A 16,359-nucleotide genomic window follows, 5' to 3' on the forward strand; every position below is an offset into this window, starting at 1 on the left:
GTTATCCAAAAATGATCATTGGGTTATTCGTAATAGGATGTCCGCAAATGGTACATGGAAAGTTGTAAGCTTTAGTTATTGTTTCGGCTGTAAAAACCTCTTCCGGTGTTCCATAGGCAGATACTTTTCCTGATTTCATTAAGAGTATCTTATCTGCAAATTGAGCAGCAAGGTTCAGATCATGTAAAACAACAATTGCACTGTTTGCTTTCTTCGTAAAATTCTTAATAATCTCCAATGCTTTGTACTGATGTTTTACATCGAGATTATTTAAAGGTTCATCTAAAAACACAAGCTTATGAGTAATATTATTTTGTAGCTGAGCCATTACTCTTGACAGATGAACACGTTGCTTTTCTCCACCTGACAATGTATTGTAATCTCTGTCTTTCAGGTGAAAAACGTCTGTTTCATACATCATATTATTCATTGCTTCAAAATCTTCTTTTCCCGGCTGTGCATCAAAGTAAGGATACCTTCCCATCATCACTACGTCTTTTACCTGTAAAGGAATCTCGTTGGAATTATGCTGCGAAAATTTGGATTTATGCTGAGACAATTCTTTTACATCCCAATCTGCAATAGGTTTATCTTTAAATAAAATATTGGTTTTCCCTTCTTTAACTTCATTGGCAAGAACACTTAAAAGACTGGACTTTCCTGCTCCGTTAGGACCTACAATTGCTAAAAACTCTCCATAGCCTAATGATACGTCTACACTGTCAAGAATTTTAAAATTCCTGTGAAGGTAATTGATCTGATGTGCTTTTATCATTAGAGTGATTTTTTAAATTTAATTAAAATAGCAATAAAAATCGGTCCTCCGATCAGTGAGGTTAAAATACCAATCGGCAGTTCGGATGGTGCCACAATACTTCTGCTGATGGTATCTGCAATTAAGAGTAAAATGCTTCCTAAAATAGCAGACAATGGCAAAATAAAAACATAGTTCGACTTAAATAAAAGTCTTAAAATGTAAGGCACAATAAGCCCTACAAAACCTATTGTCCCCGAAAATGCCACACAGGTTCCTATCATCAGAGAAGTGATAATCACAATCTGCTTTTTAAGCCTTTCTACATTGATTCCTAAGTGCTGTGCGTCTCTTTCTCCAAGCATCATTGCATTCAAAGCTTTTCCTTTTGGTAATAAAACGATGTAAGAAATGATCATCACCACTACCAAAACAATATTCTTGGTCCAGGTTGCTGCTGCAAGGCTTCCCATATTCCAGAATGACAGGTCTCTCAACTGCTCATCTTTTGAAATATAGATCAGGAATCCCGTAATTGAGAAACCAATGGAAGTAATTGCCACTCCGCTTAACAGCATCATAACAACGTTTGTTTTCCCTGCGCTTGTAGAAATCCTGTACACCAACATCATTGCAAGTAAAGCTCCTATAAAAGCTGAAATTCCTACTAACGAAAACTGTACGATTTCAGGAAGATATTGTTTAAAGTGTCCTCCCAAAACGATAGCAAATGCTGCCAGAAGTGTAGCTCCTGACGTTAAACCAATTGCTTCACCCGTTGCCAAAGGATTTTTAAACAAACCTTGTAACGTAGTTCCTGAAACAGCAAGCATACTTCCAATCAGGATTGCCATGATAATTCTGGAGGTTCTTACATCCCAGATTACATATTTGTCACTTAACGATAAATTCGGATCACCTTGAATAAATTGGTTTAAGACAGTAAACGGTGAGACACCATTGAAATCATAAACGCCAATATAAAGTGCCACAACAGCCAGTATAACCAGCAATATGGCACTTATTGTAAGATAAAAGTATAGTTTACTTTGTGTTTTCAATTAAAAGTTTGTTTAATCCTACTGCTGCTTCTCCTAGTCTCGGTCCGAAACCTGACACTAATCCTCCATCCATCGCGATGATCTTCTTGTTTTTCCCGGCATTGGTTTGGGAAACACCCGGCATTTTAAGTGCGCCTTCGTTTCCGCCAGCTCCCTGTAATCCTGTTTCAAAGAAGAACAGTACATCTGGGTTAGCTTTTACCACAGCTTCCGGAGTTAACGGTTTGAAATCTTCAAAATCATTCACTGCATTCTCTCCTCCTGCAAGGTTGATCAATGAAGCCATCGGTGTATTTTTACCGGCAACCATAAGCATATTTCCTCTTGCGTAGATGAACAATACTTTCGGTTTTTTAGCAAGTGGCTGTACTTGTTTAAGGTCTGCGTCTATTTTATCGTTTAATTTCTGATAATCTGTATTTCCAACTGCTTTTGCAACGTCTTCGATTAACTTTTTAGTTCCTTCAACAGTGTATTCCTGCTTGAAAACTTCTGCTTTAATCCCTGAAGTTTTGATTTTTCCTAATAATTCAGGATTGATATCTTTATCTGAAGCAAGAATCAAAGTAGGGCTTACAGCCATGATCGGCTCAATAGTCATCGATCTTACGTGTCCTAAATCTTTAGCTGTTGCTTTTAAGCTTTCAGGGTAAGTGCTGGTAACGTCTGTTCCCACGATTTCTTTTTCGTGACCTAAAGCACTTACGATTTCAGTAACTCCACCGCTTAGGGAAACGATTTTATTGTTGGTTTTCGGAGCTTCAGAGGTAGCTTCTGTTGTATTTTCTTTTTTGGCACCTTCTTCTTTTTTGCAAGAGTACACTGCTACAAGAACAGAAGCTGCAAGGATAAATTTCTTCATGATATACTATTATTTGATTTATTATAATGGATCGAAGTCAAAGCTTGTGAAACCACGTTCTCCTGCTTTACTTTTCATGGAGCGGAATTTCACTTTAAAATAAAAGCCATTGGTGTCTTTCAGAATAAAGAAACGGTCTGAATACACAAACGGAACAGGGTTATCTGACGTTCCGGTAGTAGTTCTCCATTTATCTCCAATAGCTCTGTGATCATTGAAAACAAACTTACCTGGATCTACATCCTTTAATTTAAATGCTGCATATGCCTGTTCAAGATTTCCGGTAACATTTACCTGATATGCACCTACTCCTTCAAGTGTATTAATGGTTACAAAATCTGCATAGAAGTAACTTCCGGCACTCGTTGTAGGTCCCATAAATACTTCATTGGTGAATGTTGTAAATCCAATATCCCAGCTCTTTTTCTTAGGCTGAATCTTTGCAGGCATTCCTGTTTTAAGATTGAAAAAGGCAAAATTATATTCGGGATCTTTAGCAATGATATATTCTTCAATTTTGCTTCCGTCTTTCACATCAGCGTAACGGATTTTGTATCCATTGGCAGCTCTCAGAATCTGAACTTTTTTCCATCCTATAATATCTCCGGACAATGATACTGAACCTGGACCGATATTGGAAACAGCTGGAATTTCTCTTCCTAAATTAATCAGATAAATAGGGTTTTCGGCATCGTTTTCTTTAATAGGGTCAATTCCTGTGGTCTGTGTCAAGAAATTACCATTCGGGTTGTCAACATACTTCATGTTTTCAGCATCAAATGTTCCTACCTGAGCAATTTCCTTCAAATTGGTAATATCCGATTCTTTTACTTTACTGATATCTGTAGCATTAGGTATTTTGATTACTGTCATAGCTAGAGATCCGTTCATGATGACTCTGAAATCATCACCGGTATAGAAACCAAGACTCCAGTCTGTTCGTTTATTAATCGTTTTTCTGGGTTCTTTCTCGTCTTTTACCATATCACTCAGGTCAATCCAAACCTGATTCGGTTCAGTAGCTCCTCCCACCGGAACATCCACCGAAGAACCGGCGATAGGTGGTGCGGGAACTTTATCCTCGTCAGCAGAAACACAAGATTGTGCAGCTAGCATTACGGAAAGGATAGAGAATATTTTTAAATACTTCATAGTAATTTATTATTTAAAATTGAAAGGTTAATCTGGCAAAGTAGCTTCTACCATAGTACAAATTCACGATACCTGTAGGAGCTGTTATAGAATGAGCCTCTGCCTTCATAGCTGTAGAATTGATACTGGTAACATCAAAGATATTTTTCACTCCGGCTGAAAGTTCCAGATGATCTTTCCAGAACGGCTGGCTTACAATGAAATCCATCATATGAAAACCGTCTGTTCTACCAAGTCTAAACCCTTTTTGTTCATTTTCAAAAACATACAATCTTCCTGGTCCTGTATATTTATAGTAAAGAGCAAATGAAGTTCCCGGATTCTTCAGCTTATAGTTGGCTGCAGCTCCTGCCTGAAACTGGAACTGATAATCTGTAGGTGAAGTATGGTTCATTGAGTTCATTGATACCGAAGTTCCTCCCAAAGCACTTCTTAAGGAAAGTCCAAACTGATCTTTTTTGAAATCTACATTGGCAGAGAACAACATATTTCTGTATTTGTCCATATTCCTGAACTGGTAGGTAGAAGGATCTTTTATAAGAAGCATCTCTATTTTGTCCCGCACATCGAGGTATAAACCACTTACGCTATATGCAATCTTCCAATCATTACCCGTTACAAAATTCTGATCCCAGAATGCCCCTGTAGAGAAACCTTTCTCTGGTGTCAAATCAGGGTTTCCTTGAATGTTATGATTAAGATTTACAAAAAATGTATACAGTTCCTCGTAAGTCGGAAAACGATTTGCTGTACCTGCAACAAGTCTTAAATTGGAATTTTCAGACGTTTTATATCTTGCAGAAAGTGAATAATTAAACTGATTATTGAATTTTTCACTCACTGAAAGTCTGGCTCCGGGTCTTACTGAGAATTTATCAGAAATATTCCATTCTCCTGAAATAAAGTTCGAGTATGTAAAAAGTGTTCTGTTGATCGCTTTCTGAAAAAACTTCCCGGCAATCAAAGAAGCATAACCATCCGTATAATCGAGTTCATAACCTAATTGAAAATCAAAAGTTTTACTATCAAGGAAATTACTAAACATCCCTCTTGAATAGATAACGTTCGTTTTATAGTAAGATCGTTCTTCTTCTTTATCTAAGACAGATCTGTTGGGAATGTCATAATTATAATCATAAAACTTTCTATCCTGGTTCTGGTAAGAAAAATCTCCCATATACTGAATATGCCCCAGATTTGTCTGGATATTGAACTGATGAATCCATCTGCTCGTATTATATTCTCTATCATAACCTCTGTATAAAGCTCCACCATTTCCGTCATTCAGAGGATCTATGTTTACTTCCGGATTATAGAAATTAAATTTCTCTTTAAGATAAGAAAGCTTATAATAGAAAGAGGTTTTGTTTTTTGTATATCGAATTAATGCGGAAGCATCATATTGATCTTTAGGATTCCATTCGTATCCTCTTCTTAGATCAGTTTCAAAATATTTATACCCTTTTTTATCTCCTTCATAGCCCATAAACTGATTATGGTTGAAGTTAATATTTGCAAACCAATTATTATCAATATTATAATCTAAGTTTATATTCTGGATATGTCTTCCGTTTCCTTTTTTCTTAATGTCGTAGTTATTTCTTACCGTTTCTTCTTGAGAAGAAGCTCTTACACTGATCTTTTTTGAACTTCCTTTCTTGGTAATGATATTGATAACTCCGGCAAGTGCACCGTTTCCATATTCTACTCCCATACTTCCCTTCACAATCTCGATTCTTTCGATGTTGTTCAGAGATAATTTGGTAAGATCTATATTACTTCCTAAACCTGTATCTCCTACAACGGGAATATTATCGATAAGGATTTTCACATAGCTACCATCTAATCCCATCATATTGGCAGTAGAGTTTCCTGAACGTGTATCTGGAGTGATTTGAATGTTAAGACTTTGATTTAAAACATCAGCCACATTGGTAGCAGCCATGTTTTTGATCTGTTCAGCATCTATTACTTCAACCTTATATATTGATTTGTTGATGGATCGCTGCATGTATTGCCCCGTGATGACAACTTCTTCAATTTTCTTTTGATTAAGAGAATCCTTTTCTTGTGCATTCATCCAAAAAGCAATGGATAATGAAAGAATGGAAAGCACTTTCTTCTTCATAACGGTAAAAATTTCGACAAATATAAAACTTTTATTTAGAATGATTAAAAATAAATATATACTTTTGTATAATAATTCTAAATAAAGATTGAGCTATGAAATTAAAATTACTTTTAGGAACTTTGATGTTTACCGCTTTTACAGCTAAGGCTCAGGTGCCTACCATCCACGAAAACTTTGATAATTTTACAATTGGAAATACTACATTCCCACAGTTTGGCTGGTCTGCAATAACAGCTCCTATGGTAACGATCCCGGGACCACCACCTGTTCCGCCAAGAATGCTTGTAGCAGGAACTACTAACAGAGCCGTTCAGTCATATTCAGGAACTAATGCTACAGGGTCATCGTATTTAATATCACCTCAGATACAGGCTCCTACAGGAGATAAAAGCGTTACATTTAATGCTACTTTGGTAGATCCATCTCCTGGTACGGGAACTATTCAGGTAGGTCTTGCCTCTAACCCTGCGGATATGGCTACATTTGTACCGGTAGGAGATCCAGCTACCGTAACCACTATAGGAGTTATTAAAAATATAAGTGTAAACATTCCAGCTTCATCATCGTCTTACATCGTATTTAAATTTACACCCACTTCTGTTCATACTGCGATCCAGATTGATGATGTAGTGTATGACACCGCTGCTTCATTAGGAGTAAATGATAAAGCTTTCTCAAAAGAAGAAGTTAAATTCGTTGTAAATTCAGATAATACTTCTCTTGAATTTATTTCTAAGAAAGATCTTAAAAACATTAAAATCTATTCTTCAGCTGGTCAGAAAACAACGGAAGGAAAACCTAGCGGACAGAGATTTAATATCAGTAATCTGAAGACTGGTGTTTATTTTATCGTGATAGAAACTGCTGATGGAAAAACCATTCAATCAAAATTCATTAAGAAATAAGGTTTATTAGACTATTATTCACCTTTATAGAGCCGGAAGATGCATTTCTTTCGGCTTTTATTTTACTCTAAACGTCCCTGCTAAGTTGTAAAACACGATAAAAATCATGTTTTTATTTAGAATCATTAAAAATAAATATATACTTTTGTGGAATCATTCTAAATAATGAATTAAAAAATAAGTTATGAAAACAAAACTATTATTGGCTTCTATGTTTGCTCTTACCGTTCAACAGACGGTTTTAGCACAGACAGATGCACTAGGATACACACAGGCAAACTTGTCGATGGGGAATGGATATCAGAATCGTGTATTCTTTAATTTTGCAGACGGAAATATAATTTCTCAGCCTGCAAATACATGGGATGTTGCTTTCTACAGAAATTCTATTTATGCAGTTGGAACAAGAATCAATGATGCTAAAAATATTGAAGTATATACAGCTGCTACAAGCTTAGCTGAATGGGATAATATCAACATCAGCAATGAAGCTTCATGGGGTGAGCCTCTTTATAATCCTGATCAAATTAATGATTGGAGCCAGGGAGCATTTGAACAGGGACCTATTACAGGACCTAACCCTAATACCCCTTCTACAGGATGGGGAGTTTACAACTCTGTTAATCACCACATTATTGGGAAAGCGATCTTTGTTTTAAAATACGCATCAGGAGCTTATGTAAAATTTGCTATTGAAGATGCTTATGGAGGCTATACATTTAAATATTCCAAGTGGAACGGAACAGCATGGGGGGCTACGGAAACCAGAACATTACCAAACGGAAGTGATGATTCTTTCTTCAATTATTTCTCATTTGATACAGGAGAAAAAGTTCCTAATATGGAGCCTTCAAAAAATTCATGGAACTTAATGTTTACCAGATATTTCACAGATTATCCTTATGTTGATCAGCAAGGAAATCCACAAACAATGAAATACAGAATGTCAGGAGTTATCCAGGCTCCAAATATTACGGTAGCTAAAGTAAGACCGGAAACCCAGGCAGCAGCAACAGGTAATATACCTGCGACATTCTCAAGCAACATTACAACAATCGGGCACTCATGGAAACCTACTTCGGGAGTATACTCTGATGCGGTTTATTATATCAAGCAAGGATCAGATTACTACAGAATGTATTTCGTTTCCAATGAAGGTACTCAAACAGGAAATATGTACTTCAAGTATAAAAAACTTTCCGGATCTCTGGGAATCACTGAAGTAAGTAAAAAAGCTTCTTTCGGAATTTATCCGAACCCTACTGCATCTGATAAAAAGGTAACCGTTTTATTCGATGTTAAAGAAAAAGCAAGCAATAAAGGGAATGTAGAGGTATATGATCTTACCGGAAAAAAAGTACACTCCGCTGAATTAACAAATCAAACTGGATTTTACAGACAGGATATGAATCTTTCTCACCTTCCTTCAGGAAATTATATGGTAAAAATTACCTATGGCGGAAGTACAGAAACTAAAAAACTTATTGTAAAATAATATTTACTCTAAATACTTTCTATTTTTTCTAATAAAAGGCGGTCTTCAGAACACTGAAGCCGCCTTTTTTATTTTAGTAGATCTTAAATCCTTTATATACTTCCACAGTACTTTCCATCATCTTGGAAGCATCCTTACGGAAATCCAATAAATGATCCTGCCCGTTGTGTCTGTTATGGTGATCAACACTTTCCCAAAGTTCAATCAGAAAAAAAGTGCCTTTATTATCTTTATCCTCGATAAGATCATATTGCAGACAACCTTCTTCTTTTCTCGTTTCCTTTACCAGGTTTTGAAAAAGCTCTACCGCTTCCATCAGATAGTTTTCATTAAACTTAAAAAGTGCAATGATATGTAAATTCATGTTCTAATATTTAGTGATGTAAAAGTAAAATATTTTCAAAACCAAATATATTTTTGATCTGTTTATTTTTCAACATGATCCTATATTTTTTAACTCAACACTGATTTATAAATAGTTATAGAACTCATTACAATCACCAGAATTCCGATTACAAGAAACATTTTTTTCACCGGAAGCTTTGCAGTAAGCATTGCAGAAAAAGGAGCAGTAATAATTCCCCCAATCAAAAGCCCAAGAATGATATTCCAGTGCTGAATTCCTAAAGTAAAAAAGAAAGTAACTGCAGCTGTAATCGTCAGAATAAATTTTGCCACGGTAGAACTTCCCACAGCAAATCTTGGAGTAAAAGCATTTTTAATCAATGTCCCGGTAACTAACGGTCCCCAGCCTCCTCCTGCAAAAGAATCTATAAAACCTCCGATCACTCCCAGCCTCGTAAGATTGGTTTTTTTCTTTAACGCTTTACTTTGTTTCTCTTTAAAAGCATTGGAAAGAATCTGAAATCCAAGATATAAAGTGTAAAAAGCAATAATTGTCTTGGTAACCTTTGCATAATATTCACCAAGATAAGTAAGACTGACAGCTCCGATAATGGCACCGATCACAGCCGGAACAGCAAGTTTCTTCACCAGACTTTTGCTTACATTCTTAAGTTTGATATGACTTACACTTCCAGCCGCTGTTGTAAAGCTTTCCGCAGAATGAATACTTGCACTTACAATGTGAGGCGGAATATTCAGGAACATAAGCGTTGTTGTACAGATCACACCATACCCCATTCCCATTGATCCGGCTACAATTTCAGCAAGGACTCCCACCAACAGCATCCAATAAAATATATAATTGTCTTTCGCCAGAATATTCAACAGCTCATCAAGATACCCCAATTCATACATTGAAAAAAAGGTAATCGATAGCAATGCGAGTGTAACAAAAAATACATTGAGTCTTATTTGAATCTTTCTTGTAATAACCATACTATAGAATTATCAATTGAACAATTTGGATATTACTTTTATAAGCATTCAGAATAACAGAATCTCTCCATATTTTCCCCACAGCAAACTGTTTTGCTATCAATGTATCTTCTTTTGAAATCATAGTCTAATCATTTGAAGTCTTACAAATATCCAATAAAAATATTATCCTACCAAAAAAGTAGACTAGTAATTCAAAAAAAAGGACCAGGTCAGTCGACCAGATCCATTAAAGTTTTTTTCTCCAAAATATTCAGTGATGCATCCCGAACTTCTATGAGTACATCATGCAGTCCACAGTGATCTTCGTTACAGTCATCACATTTTTCATAAAAGTTAAGACTTACACATGGAAGCATTGCTATTGGACCGTTTACAAGCCTGATAATTTTTGCAAGTTTTACATTTTCAGGATTTTCTCTCAGGAAATATCCCCCACCCTTTCCTTTTTTACTATCCAGGATTTCTGCTTTTTTCAGTTCAAGCAGAATATTTTCTAAAAACTTTAAAGGGATCTTTTTATGTTCCGCAATTTCGGAAATAAGAACCGGACCTTCATTTCTTTTTTCTACAAGATATGAAAGTGCCTTAAACGCATATTGAGATTTTTTTGAAAGCATTACGGCAAAAATAAGAAAATTGTTTAATATCTTTAACGTAAAAGGTAAAATTACAGATTTGCCCCATTCACTCTTCTACAGTTTTACTTTTGTCCATCCACAATTTTGTCTTTTTCCTATTAAATGAGTATGTTTGCCCTATGTTCAGTAAACAAGAAGCACAGCAACTAAAAAAGGAATTTTGGACAGCTTTTGGAAAATCATTTCCAAGAAAATGGATCCTGTACGATACCAAAGTAAAGGATATGGCATTTAAATTCTCTGCAGACAACAAAAAAGCAGAAGTTTCTCTAGACATCGAAATGAAAGATGAAATTTTCCGTAATGCTTACTATGAAAAAATCTGGTCTCTGGAAGATATTTTAAAGGACTTTATTGGAGATTTTCAGAAAGAAGAATACTTCACCCTGGATAACGGCAAGGTAATCAGCCGGATATGGGTAGAAAAACATGGTGTTTCAGTTTTTAATAAAAACACCTGGCAGGAAATTTTTGAATTCTTTGTGGACAGAATGGACGGTTTTGAAAGATTTTATTATGAATATGAGGATTTTATAAAGGACATATAAAATATTTACGAAATAAATACCGTTTTACACTTTAGGCTAAGATAAAAAAGAAAGACTATCTTTGCTTCAACCACTTAAACTAATAGATGAAACTAAATAACATGATTAAAAATGAGAAAAGTGTACAAAAACATTTTTGGAGAAGTCATCTCCAAAAGCAATGCTGTGAAATTAGATGAGTATCATCTGTATTATTACGAAAGTGATTCTGATATACTGAAAGAGATTGAGTTCATCAATGACGACAGTATATACAACATCAATTACTTCTTAAGTGAAGGTGATAATGAGGAAGAAGTCCTTAATTATCTGAAGGAAAAATCTGATTTCTTTGACATTGAAAAACGAGAATCTGCTGATGGATTCATTATTTCCACCAACAAACTTTATTCATTATCTGTAGATGAGCAACCTTTAATATCCAAAACAGTCTTTAAAGCTGATGACCCTGAAAATTTCATATGCTCACAGGTAATTGACAATGAAACCCAAGCGCCACAACTTGAAAAAACTGTAAAATGTTGGTATACAACTGACGAAAATGGTGAAAAATATGCTGCAGTAGAATGCAGCTATCAAGAGGATGGAAAGCTGGAGCTTGCCATTGCTAAAACAGCAGATCCTGATAACGAGCAAAATTGGGAACATTATGAATATGAAACGTTCCAGGAACTTCAGGAACAATGTCCTGTAGATATCAGTTATTATAAAACTGCAGTATTACTCCCAAAAGAAGCTTATCAGGACCACGAGTCGTAAGGACTTATATCAATCAAACCTAATTATTATATGGAAGAAAACTCAATCTTTTTTGCTGATGGAAATGATCCTGAAATGATCAATGCATTTAAGAAAGCACAGGAAACTTTTAAATATTTCTGGCGTGAACAATCTTGGGAATACAGAAGAATTATCCCGGGGCTTAATGTATCATGCGTAAAAGTAGCTTTTTCAGATAAAAATGAAACTGGAGAATTAGATGTTGAGCACATGTGGATCAATGACATTTTTTTTGACGGTGATAGTATCAAAGGCTACCTGATCAACGAGCCCAATACATTGAAGAATGTACAGGTTGGAGACTATGTTGAAATTCCTGTTACTGATATCAGCGACTGGCTTTTTGCGATCACCCCAAGTGTTCAGAAACCTAAGGGACTTTCTAAATTATTTTCTTCGTCATCAGAACCTCTTCCAAAAACATATGGTGGATTTACCATTCAGAAAATGCGTTCAGATATGTCAGCTTCTGAAAGAAAAGATCATGATAATGCATGGCAGCTGGATTTTGGTGATTTTAATGATATTCAAATTGTTAACAAACAGACTGAAGAGCCCGAAAATCTTGTTGAGCACCCGATGAGTGTAAACATGAAGGAAAAATTTCTTGAGTTTTTACAACAAAATCCTGACGAATTAAAGCATAGTGACGAGAATGGTCTTACTTTACTTCACAGAGAAACTATTGCAGGAAATCTAACGATTGTACAGGTTGCCCTGGAAGCCGGAGCAGACAGAAATATTCAGTCTAAAGCTGGTAAAACAGCATTAGATTATGCAAAACAACTGAACTGGGAGCATATTATTCCTGTATTGGAAAGATAAATTAAAATGTTTCACCTTCTGTTTATATACAGATGCGGAGATTAAATATAAAAAAGACTGTTTCTATGAAGCAGTCTTTTTTATTCTTACCTTTATTGTGTAACAAAACACATTCAATAAGTGTCTTATTATTAAAAACATATGAGATTGACTTTGTTATTTTTTGTCACCATTCCTTTGTTTATTTCTTCTCAATCCATTAGAAATACAAATGACATTACTTATCAAAAGGTCAATGATTCTTTACACGCGGAAATAAATACAATCTTCCAACAGGGAGATTTCAATGGTTTTTCTGTTTCCGTTGTGAATGATCAGACCACTCTTTATCAAAAAGGATTTGGTTTTTCAGATATAAAAGAAAGAAAACCTTATACCGAAAATACTATACAGAATATAGCCTCAGTATCGAAAACATTTGTGGGAATTGCTCTTCTGAAAGCCCAGGAACTTGGAAAACTGAATCTGGATGATCCTATTCAGAAATATTTACCTTTTAAGATAGCCAATCCTCTTTTTCCACAAACGCAGATTACCATCCGTCAACTTGCCACTCACACTTCTTCAATCCTTGATAATGAATTTTATTTATCTAAAAATTATTTTCTGAAACCTAATCAGGATTTAAAGGGAGCCAAGCTTAATTTTGACGATGAACAGGTATTCAATCCCTCAGATTCTATTATTACGATGAGTAATTTTTTGGAAAATGCTTTATCAGAAAACGGAAAATGGAATAAAGATAGTTTTTCGTCTCATCAGCCAGGAGCAATTTATGAATATTCTAATGTAGGAACCGCTTTGGCTGCATTTATTGTAGAACGCGCAACGGGAAAGGAATTTAGTGCATTTACAAAGAAATATATTTTAAAACCCTTACAGATGAATGATTCAGGCTGGAAGTTTGAAGATATTCAATTTTCGAAATTCTCTAAACTTTACGAGAATCCAAATACTCTTCTTCCTTATTATCAATCAGCTACGTATCCCGATGGCGGAATGATTACCAGCATTAATGATTTGAGCAAATATTTAACTGAGCTTATCAAAGGATATAATGGGAAAGGAACGATTTTATCACAAAAAAGCTATAAGGAATATTTCACTCCACAGCTTAAAGCATCCAATTTCATTGATCGAAATGACAAAAACCCATACAGCGAATCTTATAATTCAGGAATATTCATTGGATTTGGGTATACAGGCTATATAGGTCATACTGGCGGAGATCCAGGGGTTATGTCTATGATGTTTTTTGACCCTAAAAATAATTTGGGACGAATTATGATCTTCAATACTAATTTCTCTGATAAAAAAGGGAATGATGCTTTTTACGGAATATGGAATTTGTTGGAAAAGTATCAAATCAAACTGAATCATAAAAAGAATTAACTGATATCAATAAAAAAGAGAAGCAATTTGCTTCTCTTTTATTTTTTAACCAAATTTCTTCTTTCTCAACCAGAAGAATAGCCCGCCAATTAAACCAATAATAACCAATGGAAGTAATAGATTCAACCATTGCCAATTTGTTCTTTCTTCTTCTATTCTACGTCTGTCAAGAAGTCTTTCTTTGATGTTTCTGTTTCTTAATTCCATCAGATTACTGTCATCCAATAGATAATCTAATGCATTTCTAAGGAATTGTTCGTTTCCGAACTGCTCGTTTGTCAGCATATCAACTCCCAGCGGAAGTGGTTTCCCTTTGATCACTTTGTTTCTTCCAACGTCTCCATCGGCAATTACGATCATTTTATTTTCAGGGCTGGATGCCTTAAATCCGGGATAGGATTTTCTTTCAATCCTTGAAGCGTATGCAGAATTAAATTTTCCTTCCAATGCTACAGCAAAGATTTTCGGTGTACTTGGCTTTTCCATTTGTCCAAGACTGTCTACACTTGCTATTTCTTTAAGGTCAACATAGTTTGGAACCTGCTTCAATAATGTTCTTTCACTGGATTCAAAAAGAACTTTTGTTTTGATATTCTTTCTTCCTCCTAATGTATCAATGGATGTCGGGAATTCAAATTTTACAGGATTGATATTTTTTGTAATCGGATTATTATCTTCAGCAATACCAAGTGGGTAATAAGGCCAAGGAAGGCTTGTAAACTGAGGGTTTCCACTCACCTCTCCTGTTACCAGCTTCAATAAGGCAAATTTCTTTACATCTTTTACCAAAGCAGTATTGATTCTCAAACCATAATTGAAGAAAAAGTCTGTCATATTAACATCAATCGGGAAAGGCATTACCTTTTTAGATCTTGTCAGCGTATCCATTTCAGCATTTACGGCATCAATCATCCAAAGGGTTTTCCCGCCATTCATAATATATTGGTCAAGGATCACTTTTTCATTATCCGTGAACGCTTTTCTTGGTTTGGCAATCACCAACGCACTCATTTGCTTCAATAAAGGAAGGTCTTCAAGAGTAAGTTCCGTTTGATTTTTAGGAATAACAGGACCTGCATCGTAGTTTTCCATTGCCAGCTGTACAAAACCTTGAAATTCATCTGGGCTCAATTCATCCTGATTTACAAGAATCCCGACTTTCTTTCTTTTATCTGCCGCAATATTTTTAATATTTGAAACCAGACTGTACTCCAATCCTTCAATAGATCTTGTAAGCTGCTGATCAGCATCAATACCAGCCTGTTGTACAATTAACGGAATAGAAACTCCTGCTTTGTCATATTTGATAACAGCATATGGGAAAATGGTAATCTGAGTGAACTTTCCATCTTTAGAATCCGGAAGGTATGAAGGTTGCATCCCCATCGCAGCCAGACTATCATTAGACATTTTGGACTTTAGCGGATCGATAAATTTGAAATCAATCTTTGGGTTCACTTTTCGGAATTCTTCCAACATAAACTTTGTTTCTCCCTGAAGCTGTTTAAAGCTTGCCGGAAAGTCTCCTTCAAGATAAACTTCTACGGTTAAAGGTTTTTTAACAGATTCCAATACTTTAATAGTACTGTCTGAAAGGGTATATCTTTTTTCCTTTGTTAAATCTAATCTAATCCCTGAATAGGTAAGAATAATGACTAAAGGAATAATAGCAAATAAGAAAATCCCAAGTGGAGATTTAGCATTGATCTTCTTCATAATTCTACTTCTTTTTGTTAATAAAATGATTAGACAATACTAATGAAGCCCCGATTACCAGAATAAAGTAAGCAACATCTTTTAAATCTACAAGACCTCTTGTAAAGCCAAGGAAATGCTGATAGAAACCTATATTCTGAAGGATAAAATCTGCACCTCCCAACAATTTATAGCTTGCCAGCTGCTCGATTCCGAAATACATGATAAAGCACATGAAAACGCCCAGTAAATAAGCCATAATCTGGTTTTGAGATAGCGAAGAGGCTAAAATTCCTACTCCTGAAAATGCTGCGATTAAAATAATCAGCCCGATATAACTTCCGAAGGTCATTCCCAGATCAATATTTCCAGCCGGAACTCCTAAAACATATACGGTATAAAGGTAAATGAGTGATGGGATAAGGCATAAAACGCCTACGATCCACACTGAAAGGAATTTTCCTGCTATCAATTCAGAAACTTTTAACGGCTGTGAAAAAAGCCAGTTCAACGTTCCCGTTTGTTGTTCTTCAGCAAAAGTTTTCATGGAAAGAGCCGGAATGATAAACATCAACAGCCATGGAACCAATACAAAATAGCTTTGCAGCGATGCTGCTCCGATCTCAAAAATATTAGAGTCGTTGTCGAAAAAGAACAAGAAAAGAGTTCCTATTAAACTGAAGGCGGCAATAATCACCCATGCACTCCAGTTTCCAAAGTAACTCCAAAGTTCTTTCTTTAAAATTGCAATCATAGTTTTTTAGTAAGATGTATAAA

Annotated in this window: 16 protein-coding genes; 6 read left to right on the forward strand and 10 right to left on the reverse strand. The window is 35.4% G+C overall.

Features of this window, described 5'->3' with window-relative positions; translation table 11 throughout:
• Nucleotide 1 precedes the first annotated feature (1 nt).
• Genes BW983_RS22255 through BW983_RS22275 form a run of 5 tightly spaced genes read right to left on the reverse strand, consistent with a single transcriptional unit; the run spans nt 2 to nt 5,957 of the window.
• Nucleotides 2-775 (reverse strand): heme ABC transporter ATP-binding protein, encoded by a 774-nt coding sequence (locus BW983_RS22255; protein WP_076553959.1) that lies wholly within the window; start codon nt 773-775, stop codon nt 2-4.
• Entirely contained in the window at nt 775-1,815 is a 1,041-nt protein-coding gene (locus BW983_RS22260; RefSeq protein ID WP_076553960.1) for a FecCD family ABC transporter permease, read from the reverse strand. Before BW983_RS22260 ends, BW983_RS22255 begins: the two co-directional genes overlap by 1 nt.
• A complete protein-coding gene (locus BW983_RS22265; RefSeq protein WP_065393823.1) occupies nt 1,799-2,677 on the reverse strand; it encodes a heme/hemin ABC transporter substrate-binding protein in 879 nt (292 codons plus the stop codon). The genes BW983_RS22260 and BW983_RS22265 overlap by 17 nt, the downstream gene beginning before the upstream one ends.
• Before the next feature lie 21 nt (nt 2,678-2,698).
• On the reverse strand, nt 2,699-3,829 hold the full coding sequence (locus BW983_RS22270) for an HmuY family protein (RefSeq protein WP_076553961.1): 1,131 nt from the start codon (nt 3,827-3,829) through the stop codon (nt 2,699-2,701).
• A 13-nt stretch (nt 3,830-3,842) separates the two neighbouring features.
• Entirely contained in the window at nt 3,843-5,957 is a 2,115-nt protein-coding gene (locus BW983_RS22275; RefSeq protein ID WP_076553962.1) for a TonB-dependent receptor plug domain-containing protein, read from the reverse strand.
• Between the two features lie 95 nt (nt 5,958-6,052).
• On the opposite strand from BW983_RS22275, the gene BW983_RS22280 reads away from it, so the two are divergent.
• Both BW983_RS22280 and BW983_RS22285 read left to right on the forward strand, forming a co-directional pair.
• Nucleotides 6,053-6,865 carry a T9SS-dependent choice-of-anchor J family protein gene (locus BW983_RS22280; RefSeq protein WP_076553963.1) on the forward strand — a complete coding sequence of 271 codons (813 nt, stop codon included), beginning with the start codon at nt 6,053-6,055 and terminating at the stop codon, nt 6,863-6,865.
• Between the two features lie 184 nt (nt 6,866-7,049).
• The gene (locus BW983_RS22285) at nt 7,050-8,360 is read left to right on the forward strand and encodes a T9SS type A sorting domain-containing protein (protein ID WP_076553964.1); all 1,311 of its coding nucleotides are present in this window, start codon (nt 7,050-7,052) and stop codon (nt 8,358-8,360) included.
• A gap of 73 nt (nt 8,361-8,433) precedes the next feature.
• Here the strand turns inward: BW983_RS22285 and BW983_RS22290 are convergent, their stop codons facing one another.
• The 3 genes from BW983_RS22290 to BW983_RS22300 form a co-directional block, all read right to left on the reverse strand.
• Nucleotides 8,434-8,724: a putative quinol monooxygenase gene (locus BW983_RS22290; protein WP_065393818.1), complete on the reverse strand. Its 291-nt coding sequence runs from the start codon at nt 8,722-8,724 to the stop codon at nt 8,434-8,436.
• A gap of 89 nt (nt 8,725-8,813) precedes the next feature.
• Nucleotides 8,814-9,701, reverse strand: a complete 888-nt coding sequence (locus BW983_RS22295; RefSeq protein ID WP_076553965.1) for a sulfite exporter TauE/SafE family protein — start codon at nt 9,699-9,701, stop codon at nt 8,814-8,816.
• Between the two features lie 212 nt (nt 9,702-9,913).
• Entirely contained in the window at nt 9,914-10,321 is a 408-nt protein-coding gene (locus BW983_RS22300; RefSeq protein ID WP_076553966.1) for an RrF2 family transcriptional regulator, read from the reverse strand.
• A gap of 140 nt (nt 10,322-10,461) precedes the next feature.
• Here BW983_RS22300 and BW983_RS22305 point away from each other — a divergent pair, with 140 nt between their 5' ends.
• The 4 genes from BW983_RS22305 to BW983_RS22320 all read left to right on the forward strand — a co-directional run bounded on the left by BW983_RS22305 (nt 10,462) and on the right by BW983_RS22320 (nt 13,887).
• Entirely contained in the window at nt 10,462-10,890 is a 429-nt protein-coding gene (locus BW983_RS22305; protein ID WP_076553967.1) for a DUF4268 domain-containing protein, read from the forward strand.
• A gap of 111 nt (nt 10,891-11,001) precedes the next feature.
• Nucleotides 11,002-11,649 carry a hypothetical protein gene (locus BW983_RS22310; RefSeq protein ID WP_076553968.1) on the forward strand — a complete coding sequence of 216 codons (648 nt, stop codon included), beginning with the start codon at nt 11,002-11,004 and terminating at the stop codon, nt 11,647-11,649.
• A 30-nt stretch (nt 11,650-11,679) separates the two neighbouring features.
• Nucleotides 11,680-12,495 carry a DUF2314 domain-containing protein gene (locus BW983_RS22315; RefSeq protein ID WP_076553969.1) on the forward strand — a complete coding sequence of 272 codons (816 nt, stop codon included), beginning with the start codon at nt 11,680-11,682 and terminating at the stop codon, nt 12,493-12,495.
• Between the two features lie 141 nt (nt 12,496-12,636).
• The gene (locus BW983_RS22320) at nt 12,637-13,887 is read left to right on the forward strand and encodes a serine hydrolase domain-containing protein (RefSeq protein WP_076553970.1); all 1,251 of its coding nucleotides are present in this window, start codon (nt 12,637-12,639) and stop codon (nt 13,885-13,887) included.
• Between the two features lie 45 nt (nt 13,888-13,932).
• Here BW983_RS22320 and gldG read toward each other — a convergent pair whose 3' ends face one another.
• Nucleotides 13,933-15,603, reverse strand: a complete 1,671-nt coding sequence (gene gldG, locus BW983_RS22325; RefSeq protein WP_076553971.1) for a gliding motility-associated ABC transporter substrate-binding protein GldG — start codon at nt 15,601-15,603, stop codon at nt 13,933-13,935.
• Nucleotides 15,604-15,607: 4 nt separating this feature from the next.
• Nucleotides 15,608-16,336, reverse strand: a complete 729-nt coding sequence (locus BW983_RS22330; protein WP_076553972.1) for an ABC transporter permease — start codon at nt 16,334-16,336, stop codon at nt 15,608-15,610.
• Nucleotides 16,337-16,359 lie beyond the last annotated feature (23 nt).

Source organism: Chryseobacterium ureilyticum, from assembly GCF_900156735.1.
GTDB lineage: Bacteria > Bacteroidota > Bacteroidia > Flavobacteriales > Weeksellaceae > Chryseobacterium > Chryseobacterium ureilyticum.

Excerpts from the sequence above, each read along its gene's own strand:
- BW983_RS22255 (WP_076553959.1), bottom strand. The coding sequence starts at position 775 with ATGATAAAAGCACATCAGATCAATTACCTTCACAGGAATTTTAAAATT.
- BW983_RS22265 (WP_065393823.1), bottom strand. The coding sequence starts at position 2,677 with ATGAAGAAATTTATCCTTGCAGCTTCTGTTCTTGTAGCAGTGTACTCT.
- BW983_RS22270 (WP_076553961.1), bottom strand. The coding sequence starts at position 3,829 with ATGAAGTATTTAAAAATATTCTCTATCCTTTCCGTAATGCTAGCTGCA.
- BW983_RS22275 (WP_076553962.1), bottom strand. The coding sequence starts at position 5,957 with ATGAAGAAGAAAGTGCTTTCCATTCTTTCATTATCCATTGCTTTTTGG.
- BW983_RS22280 (WP_076553963.1), top strand. The coding sequence starts at position 6,053 with ATGAAATTAAAATTACTTTTAGGAACTTTGATGTTTACCGCTTTTACA.
- BW983_RS22285 (WP_076553964.1), top strand. The coding sequence starts at position 7,050 with ATGAAAACAAAACTATTATTGGCTTCTATGTTTGCTCTTACCGTTCAA.
- BW983_RS22290 (WP_065393818.1), bottom strand. The coding sequence starts at position 8,724 with ATGAATTTACATATCATTGCACTTTTTAAGTTTAATGAAAACTATCTG.
- BW983_RS22295 (WP_076553965.1), bottom strand. The coding sequence starts at position 9,701 with ATGGTTATTACAAGAAAGATTCAAATAAGACTCAATGTATTTTTTGTT.
- BW983_RS22300 (WP_076553966.1), bottom strand. The coding sequence starts at position 10,321 with ATGCTTTCAAAAAAATCTCAATATGCGTTTAAGGCACTTTCATATCTT.
- BW983_RS22305 (WP_076553967.1), top strand. The coding sequence starts at position 10,462 with ATGTTCAGTAAACAAGAAGCACAGCAACTAAAAAAGGAATTTTGGACA.
- BW983_RS22310 (WP_076553968.1), top strand. The coding sequence starts at position 11,002 with ATGAGAAAAGTGTACAAAAACATTTTTGGAGAAGTCATCTCCAAAAGC.
- BW983_RS22315 (WP_076553969.1), top strand. The coding sequence starts at position 11,680 with ATGGAAGAAAACTCAATCTTTTTTGCTGATGGAAATGATCCTGAAATG.
- BW983_RS22320 (WP_076553970.1), top strand. The coding sequence starts at position 12,637 with ATGAGATTGACTTTGTTATTTTTTGTCACCATTCCTTTGTTTATTTCT.
- gldG (WP_076553971.1), bottom strand. The coding sequence starts at position 15,603 with ATGAAGAAGATCAATGCTAAATCTCCACTTGGGATTTTCTTATTTGCT.
- BW983_RS22330 (WP_076553972.1), bottom strand. The coding sequence starts at position 16,336 with ATGATTGCAATTTTAAAGAAAGAACTTTGGAGTTACTTTGGAAACTGG.